Raw genomic sequence first — 14193 nt, forward strand, 5'->3', positions numbered from 1 at the left:
TTTTCTCTGATTTTTTATCAGGAGGAAATTGTTATTAGCTAAACCTTATAACCAGTAAAACTAAAATATGGATCTAAAGAAAAAAATGCTTCGGGATGATGCACTTGAAGGTAAAACCATCGTGGTAACCGGCGGTGGTAGTGGCCTGGGTAAATCAATTACCAAATATTTCCTGGAACTTGGCGCAAATGTTGCCATTACCTCAAGAAATCTTGAAAAGCTTCAAACTGTAAGTAAAGAATTAGAAAGTGAGACCAGCGGAAAGTGTCTTCCGGTACAGTGTGATGTAAGAAATTATGAAGAGGTGGAAGCCATGCGTGACCAGGTTATAAAAGAATTTGGTTCTGTAGACATTCTTCTTAACAATGCTGCCGGAAATTTTATTTCTCCTACCGAGAGATTGAGTGCCAACGCATTTGACACCATAATCGATATAGTTTTAAAAGGAAGCAAGAACTGTACGCTGGCCTTCGGAAAATACTGGATAGAGAACAAACAGGAAAACAAGAACATCCTGAATATCGTAACCACTTATGCCTGGACAGGTTCAGCTTATGTGGTGCCAAGTGCAACGGCTAAAGCCGGTGTATTGGCCATGACGCGCTCTTTGGCAGTGGAATGGGCCAAATACGGAATTAGATCCAATGCGATCGCTCCTGGACCTTTCCCAACTAAAGGTGCATGGGATAGATTATTACCGGGAGATCTAAAAGAAAAATTTGACCTTGCTAAAAAGGTTCCGCTTAAGAGAGTTGGAGATCATCAGGAGCTTGCTAATCTTGCTGCTTATCTGGTATCAGATTTCTCAGCTTATGTAAATGGTGAAGTGATCACCATTGATGGTGGGGAATGGCTAAAAGGAGCCGGGCAATTCAATTTATTAGAGGAAGTGCCGGACCAGATGTGGGATATGCTTGAAAGCATGATCAAGGCTAAAAAGAACAAATAGAGCGCTAAATTAATACAGTTTTCAACAATAAAAATCAGTCATTTGTTAAAAAACCGATCAGAATCCACCTATTACCGGGATTTTGATCGGTTTTTTCTTTAGAAGCTGTTAACAATTTCATTTTCTAAACCTATAATAAATTGTATTTTTACCTTTCAAAAATCATACACGATTAATGGGTAAAATCATTGCTATTGCCAACCAAAAGGGAGGCGTGGGTAAAACCACAACATCTGTGAATCTTGCTGCATCATTAGGGGTTCTGGAAAAGAAAATCTTATTGATAGATGCCGATCCTCAGGCCAATGCTACATCTGGACTGGGTATAGATGTTGAAGAAGTTGAAAATGGTACATACCAATTGCTGGAACACTCTGTGAATGCTGTAGATGCAATCCAAAAGACCGGCTCTCCCAATCTTGATATCATTCCGGCACACATAGATCTTGTGGCTATAGAAATTGAATTGGTAGATCAGGAAGAAAGAGAATATATGCTTAAAAAGGCGATCACGCCTCTTAAGGAAAAGTATGATTTCATCTTAATCGATTGCGCCCCTTCCCTTGGACTTTTAACTCTGAATGCTTTAACAGCAGCAGATTCGGTTATTATTCCTATCCAGTGTGAATATTTCGCTCTTGAAGGGCTGGGTAAATTACTGAATACCATCAAAAGTGTTCAGAAGATACATAACAACAAACTGGATATAGAAGGTTTGCTTTTAACCATGTACGATTCAAGGTTAAGACTTTCCAATCAGGTTGTGGAAGAGGTTAAAAAGCATTTTGACGAAATGGTGTTTGATACAATCATTCAAAGAAATGTTCGTTTAAGTGAAGCGCCAAGTTACGGCGAGAGCATTATCAATTATGATGCATCCAGCAAAGGAGCCAGCAATTATCTTAGCCTGGCAAATGAAATAATTAAAAAAAACGAATAAACAATGGCGAAGGCTACCAGGAAACAGGCATTAGGAAGAGGACTTTCAGCTCTATTGAAGGATCCTGAAAATGATATTAAATCTGCTGAAGACAAAAATGCTGATAAGCTGGTAGGTCATATAGTTGAACTGGAACTTTCTTCGATAGAAGTTAACCCATTTCAGCCAAGAACCAGTTTTAATGAAGAATCATTAAAAGAACTGGCTACCTCCATCCGGGAGCTGGGAGTTATCCAGCCAATTACGGTTAGAAAACTTGATTTCGGAAAATATCAGCTGGTATCCGGGGAAAGAAGATTTCGTGCTTCCAGGCTTGTAGGGCTTAAAACCGTACCGGCATATATAAGAATTGCCAACGATCAGGAATCTTTGGAAATGGCCCTGGTAGAAAATATCCAGAGACAAGATCTTGATCCTATTGAGATCTCCTTATCCTATCAGCGACTTATTGACGAAATTCAGCTAACTCAGGAGCAATTAAGTGACCGTATTGGTAAAAACCGGTCTACGATTGCCAATTACCTGCGATTATTAAAGCTTGATCCTATTATCCAAACGGGAATGCGTGACGGATTTCTTAGTATGGGGCATGGAAGAGCCTTGATAAATATAGACGATAATCAAAAACAACTGGAGATCTATGAAAAGATCATTCAGAAATCACTTTCAGTAAGAGAAACCGAACAACTTGTAAGGGAATTAAATGCCGGTGATAAACCTGCAGCTGCTTCAAAGAAGGGTACCGTTCCTACTACTTATAAAAAAGGAATTAAAGAATTTTCAGAATTTCTTGGAACCAAGGTAGATGTAAAGGTTACTAAAAAGGGAAGCGGAAAACTAACTATTCCTTTTACCTCTGAAGAGGACTTTGAAAGAATCAAAAAACTTATCCGGGGTGAAAATTAGACCATTTTCCATCCTGATCATTTTCCTGTTCGTATGCACAGGCCTTTCTGCCCAGCAGGATTCGCTCAGTGTTATCACTCCTGAACAGGAAAAAGAAGAAATCAAGGAAAAAGATTACGAGCCTTACAATGCCCTCGCACCGGCAAAAGCTGCCTTCTACTCTGCAGTACTTCCGGGACTTGGTCAGGCATATAACGGTAGTTACTGGAAAATACCAATCGCATATGGCGGGCTTGGTACCGGAGTATACTTTTATCTGAAGAATGATGAGCAGTATGACCGTTATCGTGACGCATATAAAAACCGGATCGCTGGAAGACCAGATGAATTTGAAGGGAGAATCACTACGGCCGGATTAATTCGTGCCCAGGAAATCTATCAGAAAAACAAGGAAATCTCGATCCTGGTAACTGTTGGAGTGTATATTCTGAATATTATCGACGCCAATGTAGATGCACATTTAAGGCAATTTAATGTGGATGAGGACCTTTCTGTAAGGCCAAATATGGATTTTGATGCACTTACCGGAAAAACCAATTACGGACTAAGTTTAAATTTTAATTTTTAAAATGAAGATAGCGCTGTTGGGCTACGGAAGAATGGGAAAAACCATTGAGAAAATAGCCATGGATCGTGGACATGAGATCGTTGTTAAAATTACAGGAGATATCGAGGAGCATGATTTATCAAAAGCCGATGTGGCTATTGATTTTAGTATTCCTGATGCTGCGTTTAAAAATATCACTACCTGTTTTAAAAATAATGTTCCCGTAGTTAGTGGAACCACCGGTTGGCTGGATGATTTTAATAAAGCCACAGACATCTGCAAAGAGAAAAATTCAGCATTTATCTACGCTTCCAATTTTAGTCTGGGAGTGAATGTTTTCTTTGAGCTAAACAGGAAACTCGCAGGGATGATGCAGGGTCTGGAAGATTATTCTGTAGAGATCGAAGAAATCCATCATACTAAAAAATTAGATGCCCCAAGCGGTACTGCAATAACTTTGGCAGAGCAAATTTTAGAAGATAACTCCAGGCTTAATTCCTGGAAACTGGAGGAAGCTGGAGAGAATGAACTTCCAATCCATGCCAAAAGGATCGAAGATGTACCGGGAACTCATACGGTTACCTACGATTCTACTATAGACAGTATTGAGATAAAACATACCGCGAAATCCCGAGAAGGTTTTGCTCTTGGTGCCGTGGTTGCAGCCGAATTCCTTAATGGAAAAACCGGAGTCTTCACTATGAAAGACGTTCTTGCACAGCTTTTTGAAAAATAAAATGTAACAATTTCCGGCAGTTTCTGCCAAATAGCATAAAGAATTTTACTTATGACTTTTACTGAGTGGTTTATTTTCTTCCTTATCATACAGGTTGTACATTTTCTGGGAACCTGGAAATTATATCAGAGAGCGGGTAGAAAAGCCTGGGAAGCAGCCATCCCTGTTTATAATGCAATTGTATTAATGCAAATTATTAACCGGCCAAAATGGTGGGTAATTCTGTTTTTTATTCCAATTGTAAACCTGATCATAATTCCGGTTACCTGGGTGGAAACCATCAGAAGTTTTGGCAGAAATTCAACGGCAGAAACCTTCGCAGTGATTCTTACCCTTGGATTCTACATCTATTATGTAAATTATGCCTCCAACGATCCTTATATAGCGGAAAGGGATCTAAAACCGCGGACAGAAGTTGGAGAATGGATCAGTTCGATCCTGTTTGCAGTTATTGCAGCAACTATCGTGCATACCTATTTTATGCAGCCATTTACTATTCCTACTTCTTCCCTGGAAAAAACTTTGCTTGTTGGGGATTTTCTGCTGGTAAGTAAATTTCATTATGGGGCTAGGGTTCCTAAAACCGCTGTTGCTTTCCCAATGGTACATGACACTATTCCTGTGCTTGGAGTAAAATCATATCTTAACGATCCTCAAATCCCATATTTACGCTTCCCTGGATTTGAAAAAATTGAGCGTAACGATATTGTGGTTTTTAACTGGCCGGTCGATACAGTAAACGCTTTTCAGCAATATGGAGATGGGAAATATTATGAAAAACCTATCGATAAAAAATCCAATTACGTAAAAAGAGCAGTTGGGCTTCCAGGGGATTCCCTAAGCGTTCGTAATGGATATGTTCATATAAATGGAAAGCAAACCGAATTACCGGAGAGAGCAAAACCTCAGTTCAGGTATACAGGTTACACCAAGGGTCAGCCATTCAATCCGCAAAGTTTATATCAGTTATACGATATAACTGATGGTTTTGGTTATAACCCTAATACGAATCAGTTTACCTTTATTGCTTTAACAGATGAAGCATTTAACAGGCTTAAGAACCATCCTAATGTAGCGTCTATCCAAAGAGATGTGGATACGGTTTCAAAAAGCAAGGCTCTATTCCCTAATGATCGTAAAGCCCGCTGGAATAACGACAATTTAGGTCCTATTTATATCCCTAAAAAAGGTGTTACTGTACCAATAACTTCAGAAAGCATGCCTTTTTATAAGCGGATCATCGAAACTTATGAAGGATCAGAATTTGGGATCAATAATACCCTTTCTATGAACGGGACTCAGGTTTTACTCAACGGCCAGCCAATAGACAGTTATACCTTTAAACAGGATTATTACTGGATGATGGGTGATAACCGAAATAATTCTGAAGACAGCCGAACCTGGGGTTATGTTCCTGCCAATCATGTTGTAGGTAAACCTGTTTTTATCTGGTTAAGCTGGGATTCCAATGCCCGTGGTTTTGATAAAATTAGATGGGATAGAGTATTCACTACGGTAAAAGGAGATGGTGAACCAACTTCCTATCTTCCTTACTTTCTTATAGCCCTCGTTGTTTTCTTTGGATGGAGACTGTTTAAAAAGCGTAGAGAAGCTTAGTTATGGATTCGATTTTATTACATCCCTCCTATTTTGGGCCAATTAGCCAATGGGTTGCATTTTCGCAGGCTGAAAAGATCTGGTTTGAAAATGAAGATAATTACCAGAAACAAACTTATCGCAACCGGATGTATATCTACGATGCTAATGGCAAGCTAACGCTGAATATCCCTATAAAACACAGTGCAGCTTTAGGCTTAAAAACCAGAGGCAGACAAAGGTATAAGGATGTGCAGATCGAGAATGACTTCAACTGGCAACTTCAACATTGGAGAGCATTTAAATCATCTTATCAAACTTCTCCCTTCTTCGAGTTTTTTGAAGACGATCTTTATCCGCTTTATAAAAGGAAATTCAAATTTTTAATGGATTTCAATTATCACTGTATGGAATTCGTAGCAGAGAGCCTGCAGGTGGATTGGAAATTCGAGAAAACTCAGGAGTTCATTCTAAGCCCGGTTGAAGTTAAAGATTACCGCCCGTTGGTAGATGCAAAATCCAATCGTGGATTTGAGAACACAAGATACAATCAGGTATTTGAAGAAAAGACCGGATTTCTGCCTAATTTGAGTATTCTGGACTTACTATTTAATGAAGGTAATGCTTCCCTCTCCTATTTACAGGAACAGGGTCTATAGCACGATTCTGGTAGAAATTGGATAGTGATCTGAAAAATCGACCTCAAATCTCTCAAATTCCATAATATTCAGGCTTTTTTCTATAAGAAGAAAATCTATTCTCAAAGGAAAATAGTTGAGTTTAAAGCTTTTTCCAAAACCTGAACCCGCTTCAAGAAAAGCGTCATTAAACCGGTCGTCCTGTTTTACCATATCATAAATATAGCTAAAACTGGTATTATTAAAATCACCAGCGATAATAGTTTTATAAGGAGATCTGTTAACCTCTTCCATCATCATCTCTGCCTGCTCCTGCTGCAGGGAAAAGCCATGCCCTATCCTTCCCAGAAGTTTTTTGGAGTCCTCCTTTTGAAGATCGTCTATTCCCGGTTTGATATTTAAAGACTGAAAATGCACATTAAATATTCGTAGGGTATCCTTATTTATAACCACATCTGTATAGATAGCATTATTATTCCCATCATGGGGAAAATCTACAGAATGGGTTTTAATAATGGGGAACTTTGAAAAAATAGCCGATCCAAATTCAGCATTTTTCTCCTTCAATTTGATGTATTTATAAGGATACAATTTGGAAAGTTCTGCAGCACCCACATAATGTTCCTGCACACACAATATATCCGGGCTCTTCTCCTTTATAAAATTTGTGATTAGCCCGGGAATGTTTTCGGTTTGAGTCCATTTATAGGCATTGAACATCCTAACATTATAACTCATTAAGTTAAAACCAACATCCGTATTTTCTGCCACCTCTTCTCCCGATAATTTGACAAATCCGGCGACATAATTATAACCAAGGATCAGGATAAACAGCGAGAGTAAGAATTGCTTTTTAAGCCTGAGTATCCAGTAGATTAAAAATATGCTATTAAGAATGATTAGCACCGGCACCCCTAAACTTAGAACCGATAATAATGGAAAAGTCTTAGGCGGGACATGTGGCAGAAGGTATGAAAACAGCAAAGCCGTAGCTGCTAATGAATTCAGAATAAAAATAAATTTATCTAATAGTCCAAGATTCTTCATTTAATCTTCTTTACCTGCCTGAAATAGAAAATCCTTTTCAGCTTTACTCAGACTATCATAACCACTCTTGCTAATTTTGTCCAGAATTGCATCTACGCGCTTTTGCTTGTTATCTTTATTGACAGATTTAGAGGTCGAGCTGGTTTTGGACTTTGTAGTGTTACCTGTGCGGTGTACGGTCCGCATACGGGCTTTCTTTTCTTTAGGCTTGAAAATAGAAGCAAGAGAGTCCACTATGTTTTCAAACCATTTTCCAATATCATTCCCTTTTTGAAGCTGAGTAGTGTAGAAATACCCGAGAGCCGCGCCCCCTAGGTGTGCAAAATGTCCACCGGCATTCCCCATAGGGATCTGAATCACATCCAGCACCACAAGAAAAGCTGCTATATACCAGAATTTGATACTTCCAATTAGCATCAATCTTACCCTCATATTAGGCACATGAGTAGCAATACCAACCAATACAGCCATTACTCCTGCTGAAGCACCCATCAAATAAGATCGTCCTGTTCCCTGGAATGCGGGAAACAGGTTATAACTAAGCATATATATCAAAGCTCCAATTATAACCCCCAGGAAGTAGTAATTAAGCAATCGTTTTGGGGAGAAATAACTCAGAAAATAGACCCCTGAAAAATACAGAATAAGCATATTACTCAGGATATGCCATATCCCGCTGTGTAAAAAGGTATATGTAATAATTGACCAGGGTTTCAGTAAAAATTCCAGCGGTTCCTTTGGAAATACGAACCATTCCACTAAAAAGTCTTGCGGAAGCTGAAATAAAAAGGCAATGGTTCTAAACAGGAAGAATAGAATAAAAACAAGCACATTTACGGCGATCAACTTTTCAGTCACCGTAGCAGTTTGGAATTTATATTTTATTCTGTCTGAAGCCTTCATTAATACCAGCGGTTATTATTAAACTGATTTCTTTTCCAGTAATACATCATGATAAATCCAAATAAAGCTCCCCCAACGTGGGCAAAGTGCGCAATGGATCCGCCAAATAATGAATAACCGGTAAAGCCGGAAAACAAATCTATACCAATTAAAACAGGAATAAAATATTTGGCCTTAATTGGTACAGGTACAAATAAAAGAAAAAGTTCCACATTAGGAAACATCATTCCAAACGCAACAAGTATCCCATAAATTGCCCCGGATGCTCCTACTGCCGGATTAGCATAAGATTGTAACATGGATCGCAAAGTATCCTGATCCATGCCTTCAGGAATGCGGAATTTGTTGGTAGCATAGGCTTCCTGAATATAATTGGAAATTTCCACAGGGGTCCAGCCTAATTCAGCCAGGCCATTAAAACCTTTTTGGTAGGCATATAAATTTACAAGCGTATGCAATAAGGCAGCTCCAATCCCCGCAGAAAAGTAAAAGAACAGAAAACGTTTCTGCCCCAGCATTTGCTCAATAGGACTACCAAAAGCCCATAAAGCATACATATTGAAGAGGATATGCATAAAATCCCCGTGCATAAACATATGCGTCACAATTTGCCAAACCTGGAAATTGGTGTTCTTTATAAACCAAAGTGCAAAATATTCATACGCAACATCACCAATTAGCTGGCTACCAATAAAAAATATTACGTTTACTATAAGCAGGGCCTTTACGGTCTCTGTGATTCTACCCATTAAGCGAATTTTTTGTCCAGCTCATCTACAGATAAAGTAGTGAAAACTGTTTTATTATAAGGACTTAAAGCCGGCTCCTTGCATGCAAAAAGTCGGTTTACTATATGTTGTTGTTCTGTTGAATTCAATAAGGTTCCAGATCTTACCGCCATGGAATTCGCAAGCGATTTCGCCAGGAGATCGGTTTGTGAAAAGCCATCGTTTGGTACATCTTTCTCAAAATCGGCAATAAGTTTTTCCAATAAGATCTCCACTTCACTTTCAGGGATCAGGGTTGGAATTCCACTAATTTCCACTTCATCTTTATTGATGGCAGAAAAGATAAAACCTGTTTGTTCCAAAGATTCCCTGATCTCCTTGAGCATTTCTACTTCATGGTTATTAAAACTGAGTCTTAATGGAAACAGCAATTGCTGACTAACCGCTGCCGAAACTGTAATGTTTTTAAGCAGCTCTTCATAAAGCACACGGGTATGCGCTCTGTGCTGATCTATTACCAGAATTCCGCTTTTAAGCGTGGATACTATATATTTTTTATGAAGCTGAAAAGTAGATTTTTCAGCCTGCTCTTCTTTCGCTCCAAATAGATTACCCGTTACTTCCTCGCTTTCAAATTCGATTTGTTTTATATCTGCACCGGGATCAACTTCAGCCTGCATGCCGGAATATAAGCTTTCCCAGCTCGCTGTCTTCTCCTTTTTATAAGTAGCAGTAGCATAGGCCGCAGCCTGATTCGCTTCATTTTGAAACGGATTAAAATTGCGGTCTACTTCAATCTGCGGAGCACTGGCCTGTTTGGCACTGTAATTATAAGGCGTATCCAGGTCTGAATCCCTTTCAAAATCCAACATGGGAGCCACATTGAACTGCCCCAGACTATGTTTGATAGAGCTCTTTAAAATAGCATATAGTGCATGCTCATCGTCAAACTTTATCTCCGTTTTAGTTGGATGAATATTAATATCTATGGACTTTGGATCCACTTCCAGATACAGGAAATAACTGGGATAACTTTTATCTTTTAATAATCCTTCAAACGATGCCGTCACAGCATGATTGAGATAAGGACTCTTTATAAATCTGTTATTTACAAAAAAGAACTGTTCACCACGGCTCTTTTTGGCAAATTCAGGTTTTCCTACGAATCCTGAAATCTTTACGATCTCGGTGTCTTCATCTACCGGCACAAGTTTCTCATTGGTCTTTCCACCAAGGATATTGGTGATCCTTAGCCTGTGATTTGCAACAGGGAGCTGGAAAAGTTCGTTATCGTTATGGGTGAGACTAAAACTAATATCCGGATGTGCCAGAGCAACCCGTTGAAATTCATCAATTATATGCCTGCTTTCTACGTTATCTGACTTCAGGAAGTTTCTCCTGGCCGGGATATTATAAAAAAGATTCTTTACGCTTATACAGGTCCCTTTTGGAGTAACACAGGGCTCCTGAGTAACGATCTGGCTTCCTTCCACCTTGATGCAGGTACCAACTTCATCCTGAGTGGTTTTGGTTTTCAGCTCGACATGAGCGATCGCCGCAATAGATGCCAGCGCTTCACCTCTAAATCCTTTGGTTCTTAACGCAAAAAGATCGTCGGCTATTTTGATCTTGGAAGTTGCATGTCGCTCGAAACTCATTCGGGCATCGGTAATATTCATTCCAACCCCATCATCGATCACCTGAATAAGGGTTTTACCTGCATCTTTGATCACCACCTGGATCCTTCCGGCTCCGGCGTCGATAGAATTTTCGAGAAGTTCTTTAATTACAGAAGCGGGCCGTTGCACCACTTCACCTGCCGCGATCTGGTTGGCAACATGATCGGGCAAAAGTTGTATTACATTACTCATTTAACGGGGATTCGAGAAAATTGATAAATCAAAATCTAATATCCACAAACAAATGAAAAGTAAAATTGCAATGATATAAACCACCCGACGATTGATGCTTCTATTCCCGCGAGTACGGCTCGATTCTCTGGCCTCTGCCCACTGGGAACCAAAATCTATCGCATTGGTAGTCTCTCTGTATTTATTGAATTTTGAATCAAAATCATAGATATTACCGGCATCTTTCCCCTTGTAGTACCGGGGAGTATAGTTATACCGGGTATTCTTCCTGATCTTGTTAAAATTGATTTTCAAAACTGTAGATTGTTTGCGTGCTCCAAATTTACTCAAAATGCTTCAGAAATCCGAAGCAAGAGCCTATTAATAAAGGTAGCAATTACAATGCCGTTTTGAGGTAAAAATTAGCGATACTAACCCTTGTAGAATTTGGCATCCTTTCGCAACTGTGCCATTTTTATGGCTGCTATGGCTGCTTCAGTTCCTTTGTTACCATGCTCTCCCCCGCTACGTGCTCTGGATTGCTCAATATTATTATCTGTAAGTACACAAAAGATCACGGGAATGTCACTTTGTACATTCAGGTCTTTAATACCCTGGGTCACCCCTTCACAAACGAAATCAAAATGTTTCGTCTCTCCCTGGATCACGTTTCCAACGGCTACAATCGCATCGAGCATTTCAAAACTCTCCTGCATTTTTTTACAGCCGTAAATGAGTTCAAAACTACCGGGAACATTCCATCTAACGATGTTTTCCTTTTTGACATTATTTTCTATCCATGCATCAAATGCACCCTGAAAAAGTCCTTCTGTGATCTCCTCATTCCATTCAGAAACAACGATCCCAAACCGAAAGTCTTTCGCGTTTGGGATCGTATTCTTATCGTACTGAGAAAGGTTCTTACCTTCTGTAGCCATATTTTAGTTTTTCATAGCGCGCGCCTGCCCAAGGTAGATAGCTACCTTATCAGCTTCCGGAGCGTCTGAATATTCTTCTTCGATTTGAAGCAGATATTCTTCAGCAGCATCAGCATCTCCTGTTTTAAGAGCGGTGATCGCGGCTTTCAATAAAAATCTTGGAGTAGTGAATGAATTTGATCTCATTTCAGCTGCTTTCTCATAGTAACCAAGTGCCTCTTCCGGCTGGTCAAGTTGAAGAAAGGCATCACCAATTCCACCTGCAGCAAGAGCAGAAAAAATTTCGTCGTCACTATCAAAGCTCTCCAGTTTCTCAATGGCTTCCTGATACTTCCCTGTTCTAAGGAATGCAAATCCGGCATTGTACTTCGCAAGGTTTGAGGCATCTGTTCCACCGTAGTTCTCAATGATATCAAGGAATCCGTACTTCCCTTCACCTCCGTTAAGGGCAAGGTTATACAAAGAATCACTTTGAGCTCCATTCGCTCTAAGAGCAGAAGCCATATATTCCTGTGCCTGCGCCATTTCATTGGCAGCTTCATTTTGCTTTGGCTCCTGGATAAATCGGTTATAACCTAAATATCCTAAAACAGCAACAATAGCAACACCAACAATAATATAGATATACTTTTGGTTATCGGCTACCCAGGTTTCAGTTCTACTTGCCCCTTCATCTAAACTGTTAAAAACTTCTGCAGTTGTAGATTCCTGTTCAGCCGTAATTTCCTTCTCTTCTTTATTGGAAGGCTTGTATCCTCTTTTCTTATATGTTGCCATAAAAAATTTTTAATGCAGGGCAAAAATATAATTTTTTGTGAAAATTAAAAGATAAAATATTTGTATTTTTTGAATAATTTCGGGTCCTTTTGCCGCAAAACTAATCTTGAGGCATTTTAATTTTTTTCAGCTGAAATACAGCACTTTATGTATCTAAAAAATCTTAGCCTTCTTAATTACAAAAATATCAGGACGGCTGAATTTAATTTCGACCAGAAGATCAACTGCCTGGTAGGGAATAACGGAGTTGGAAAAACCAATGTCCTGGACAGCATCTACCATCTCTCCTTCGGAAAAAGTTATTTTAACCCCATTACTTCTCAAAATATTAACCATGATGCAGACTTTTTTGTAGTTGACGGAGAGTTTGAGAAAAATGAACAAAATGAAAAGATCCTTGTAAGTGTAAAAAAGGGACAGAAGAAAATCATCAAAAGGAACAATAAGGCCTATGAAAAAGTAAGTGATCATATTGGCTTTATTCCCACGGTAATAATTTCCCCGGCAGATCGCGACCTTATAATAGAAGGATCGGAGACCCGGAGAAAGTTCATGGATGGGGTGATCTCCCAAAGCGATCAGGTTTATTTGACCAAGTTGCTGCAATACACCAAACAGATCTCACAAAGAAACTCGTTACTAAAATATTTTGCGGCGAACAATAAATTTGAAAGAGATACCCTCGAGGTTTACAATATTCAAATTAGCAGTTTGGGACAGGAACTGTTTGAAAAACGCAAAGAATTCCTGAAGGAGTTTATCCCGATTTTTAACAAGAGATATGCTGATATCACTAACAATAAGGAAGAAGTAGATATTCAGTATAAAAGCAAATTGTTTGAGAATTCCCTATCCAATTTACTGGAGGAAAATCTCCAGAAGGATATGGCATTACAATATACTTCTGTAGGAACACATAAAGATGACCTCAGCTTTGAAATAGAAGGACATCCAATTAAAAAATTCGGGTCCCAGGGACAGCAAAAATCATTTTTGATAGCGCTGAAACTGGCGCAATTCGACTTTATTAAAAAAGTTAGCAAAGTGAATCCAATCCTTCTATTGGATGATATTTTCGATAAGCTTGACGAGAACAGGGTCGCCCATATTGTAGCGCTTGTAGCAACAGATGAATTGGGACAGATCTTTTTAAGCGATACACATGCAGACAGGACAGAGAAAGTAGTTAAAAGCAGCAATCAATCTTATAAAATATTCAAACTGTGAGAAAGTTAATAGTACTCATTAACATACTTCTGCTGGTAAGTTGCCAATCTAACAGTCCACAAGAACAGTTAAAGAACCTTAACGGTTACTGGCAAATAGAAAAAGTGGAGATGGAAAAAGATTCCGTAATAGAATTTAGCCTAAGCCAGTACATCGATTATATAGAAATGAAGGATAGCACGGGTTTCAGAAAAAAGCTGCAACCTAAGCTGGACGGCAGTTATATTGAGGCTTCCAATGATGCTGAAAATATAAAAGCTAAAATTGAAGAGAATGTCCTTTTTCTTTATTATTCTACTCCCTATGATAATTGGAAGGAAAAAGTACTGGAAGCTACTCCTGAAGACCTTATCATTGAGAATCGCGATGGAAAAAAATATTATTATAAAAAATACGAACCTTTAATAAGCC

General features: G+C 39.0%; 16 protein-coding genes. 9 read left to right on the forward strand and 7 right to left on the reverse strand.

Annotated elements, in window-relative coordinates; all coding sequences use genetic code 11:
* Positions 1–67: 67 nt before the first annotated feature.
* The 7 genes from ACNKXV_RS11195 (at position 68) to ACNKXV_RS11225 (ending at position 6333) form a co-directional block, all read left to right on the forward strand.
* Positions 68–949, forward strand: coding sequence for an SDR family oxidoreductase (locus tag ACNKXV_RS11195; RefSeq protein ID WP_417907820.1), 882 nt, complete (start codon positions 68–70; stop codon positions 947–949).
* A gap of 175 nt (positions 950–1124) precedes the next feature.
* Positions 1125–1889 carry a ParA family protein gene (locus ACNKXV_RS11200; protein ID WP_417907821.1) on the forward strand — a complete coding sequence of 255 codons (765 nt, stop codon included), beginning with the start codon at positions 1125–1127 and terminating at the stop codon, positions 1887–1889.
* Positions 1890–1892: 3 nt separating this feature from the next.
* Entirely contained in the window at positions 1893–2795 is a 903-nt protein-coding gene (locus ACNKXV_RS11205; RefSeq protein WP_417907822.1) for a ParB/RepB/Spo0J family partition protein, read from the forward strand.
* Entirely contained in the window at positions 2785–3363 is a 579-nt protein-coding gene (locus ACNKXV_RS11210; protein ID WP_417907823.1) for a DUF5683 domain-containing protein, read from the forward strand. Before ACNKXV_RS11205 ends, ACNKXV_RS11210 begins: the two co-directional genes overlap by 11 nt.
* A gap of 1 nt (position 3364) precedes the next feature.
* Positions 3365–4078 (forward strand): 4-hydroxy-tetrahydrodipicolinate reductase, encoded by a 714-nt coding sequence (dapB, locus tag ACNKXV_RS11215; protein ID WP_417907824.1) that lies wholly within the window; start codon positions 3365–3367, stop codon positions 4076–4078.
* A gap of 51 nt (positions 4079–4129) precedes the next feature.
* Complete coding sequence (gene lepB / locus ACNKXV_RS11220) at positions 4130–5695, forward strand: signal peptidase I (RefSeq protein ID WP_417907825.1); 1566 nt, start codon at positions 4130–4132, stop codon at positions 5693–5695.
* Between the two features lie 2 nt (positions 5696–5697).
* Positions 5698–6333, forward strand: a complete 636-nt coding sequence (locus tag ACNKXV_RS11225) for a WbqC family protein (RefSeq protein ID WP_417907826.1) — start codon at positions 5698–5700, stop codon at positions 6331–6333.
* On the opposite strand, the gene ACNKXV_RS11230 is transcribed toward ACNKXV_RS11225, so the two are convergent.
* From ACNKXV_RS11230 to ACNKXV_RS11260, 7 genes are all read right to left on the reverse strand, one after another.
* Positions 6328–7359 carry an endonuclease/exonuclease/phosphatase family protein gene (locus ACNKXV_RS11230; RefSeq protein WP_417907827.1) on the reverse strand — a complete coding sequence of 344 codons (1032 nt, stop codon included), beginning with the start codon at positions 7357–7359 and terminating at the stop codon, positions 6328–6330. The genes ACNKXV_RS11225 and ACNKXV_RS11230 overlap by 6 nt on opposite strands.
* Positions 7360–8262: a rhomboid family intramembrane serine protease gene (locus tag ACNKXV_RS11235; RefSeq protein WP_417907828.1), complete on the reverse strand. Its 903-nt coding sequence runs from the start codon at positions 8260–8262 to the stop codon at positions 7360–7362.
* Positions 8262–9011, reverse strand: coding sequence for a rhomboid family intramembrane serine protease (locus ACNKXV_RS11240; protein WP_417907829.1), 750 nt, complete (start codon positions 9009–9011; stop codon positions 8262–8264). The genes ACNKXV_RS11235 and ACNKXV_RS11240 overlap by 1 nt, the downstream gene beginning before the upstream one ends.
* A complete protein-coding gene (gene mutL / locus ACNKXV_RS11245; RefSeq protein WP_417907830.1) occupies positions 9011–10861 on the reverse strand; it encodes a DNA mismatch repair endonuclease MutL in 1851 nt (616 codons plus the stop codon). Before mutL ends, ACNKXV_RS11240 begins: the two co-directional genes overlap by 1 nt.
* Positions 10862–11155 (reverse strand): hypothetical protein, encoded by a 294-nt coding sequence (locus ACNKXV_RS11250; RefSeq protein ID WP_417907831.1) that lies wholly within the window; start codon positions 11153–11155, stop codon positions 10862–10864.
* Between the two features lie 116 nt (positions 11156–11271).
* The gene (ribH, locus tag ACNKXV_RS11255) at positions 11272–11778 is read right to left on the reverse strand and encodes a 6,7-dimethyl-8-ribityllumazine synthase (protein WP_417907832.1); all 507 of its coding nucleotides are present in this window, start codon (positions 11776–11778) and stop codon (positions 11272–11274) included.
* A gap of 3 nt (positions 11779–11781) precedes the next feature.
* Positions 11782–12555: a tetratricopeptide repeat protein gene (locus ACNKXV_RS11260; RefSeq protein ID WP_417907833.1), complete on the reverse strand. Its 774-nt coding sequence runs from the start codon at positions 12553–12555 to the stop codon at positions 11782–11784.
* Positions 12556–12702: 147 nt separating this feature from the next.
* Between ACNKXV_RS11260 and recF the strand changes: the two genes are divergently transcribed.
* On the forward strand, positions 12703–13782 hold the full coding sequence (gene recF / locus ACNKXV_RS11265) for a DNA replication/repair protein RecF (RefSeq protein WP_417907834.1): 1080 nt from the start codon (positions 12703–12705) through the stop codon (positions 13780–13782).
* Positions 13779–14193 (forward strand): lipocalin-like domain-containing protein (locus tag ACNKXV_RS11270; RefSeq protein ID WP_417907835.1); only part of this gene is annotated, 415 nt, incomplete at its 3' end. The genes recF and ACNKXV_RS11270, both read left to right, overlap by 4 nt.

The organism is Christiangramia aquimixticola (assembly GCF_048285835.1).
In the GTDB taxonomy this organism is placed as follows: Bacteria; Bacteroidota; Bacteroidia; order Flavobacteriales; family Flavobacteriaceae; genus Christiangramia; species Christiangramia aquimixticola.

Excerpts from the sequence above, each read along its gene's own strand:
- ACNKXV_RS11260 (WP_417907833.1), bottom strand. The coding sequence starts at position 12,555 with ATGGCAACATATAAGAAAAGAGGATACAAGCCTTCCAATAAAGAAGAG.
- lepB (WP_417907825.1), top strand. The coding sequence starts at position 4,130 with ATGACTTTTACTGAGTGGTTTATTTTCTTCCTTATCATACAGGTTGTA.
- ACNKXV_RS11200 (WP_417907821.1), top strand. The coding sequence starts at position 1,125 with ATGGGTAAAATCATTGCTATTGCCAACCAAAAGGGAGGCGTGGGTAAA.
- ACNKXV_RS11205 (WP_417907822.1), top strand. The coding sequence starts at position 1,893 with ATGGCGAAGGCTACCAGGAAACAGGCATTAGGAAGAGGACTTTCAGCT.
- recF (WP_417907834.1), top strand. The coding sequence starts at position 12,703 with ATGTATCTAAAAAATCTTAGCCTTCTTAATTACAAAAATATCAGGACG.
- ACNKXV_RS11235 (WP_417907828.1), bottom strand. The coding sequence starts at position 8,262 with ATGAAGGCTTCAGACAGAATAAAATATAAATTCCAAACTGCTACGGTG.
- dapB (WP_417907824.1), top strand. The coding sequence starts at position 3,365 with ATGAAGATAGCGCTGTTGGGCTACGGAAGAATGGGAAAAACCATTGAG.
- ribH (WP_417907832.1), bottom strand. The coding sequence starts at position 11,778 with ATGGCTACAGAAGGTAAGAACCTTTCTCAGTACGATAAGAATACGATC.
- ACNKXV_RS11225 (WP_417907826.1), top strand. The coding sequence starts at position 5,698 with ATGGATTCGATTTTATTACATCCCTCCTATTTTGGGCCAATTAGCCAA.
- ACNKXV_RS11195 (WP_417907820.1), top strand. The coding sequence starts at position 68 with ATGGATCTAAAGAAAAAAATGCTTCGGGATGATGCACTTGAAGGTAAA.
- ACNKXV_RS11230 (WP_417907827.1), bottom strand. The coding sequence starts at position 7,359 with ATGAAGAATCTTGGACTATTAGATAAATTTATTTTTATTCTGAATTCA.
- ACNKXV_RS11240 (WP_417907829.1), bottom strand. The coding sequence starts at position 9,011 with ATGGGTAGAATCACAGAGACCGTAAAGGCCCTGCTTATAGTAAACGTA.
- mutL (WP_417907830.1), bottom strand. The coding sequence starts at position 10,861 with ATGAGTAATGTAATACAACTTTTGCCCGATCATGTTGCCAACCAGATC.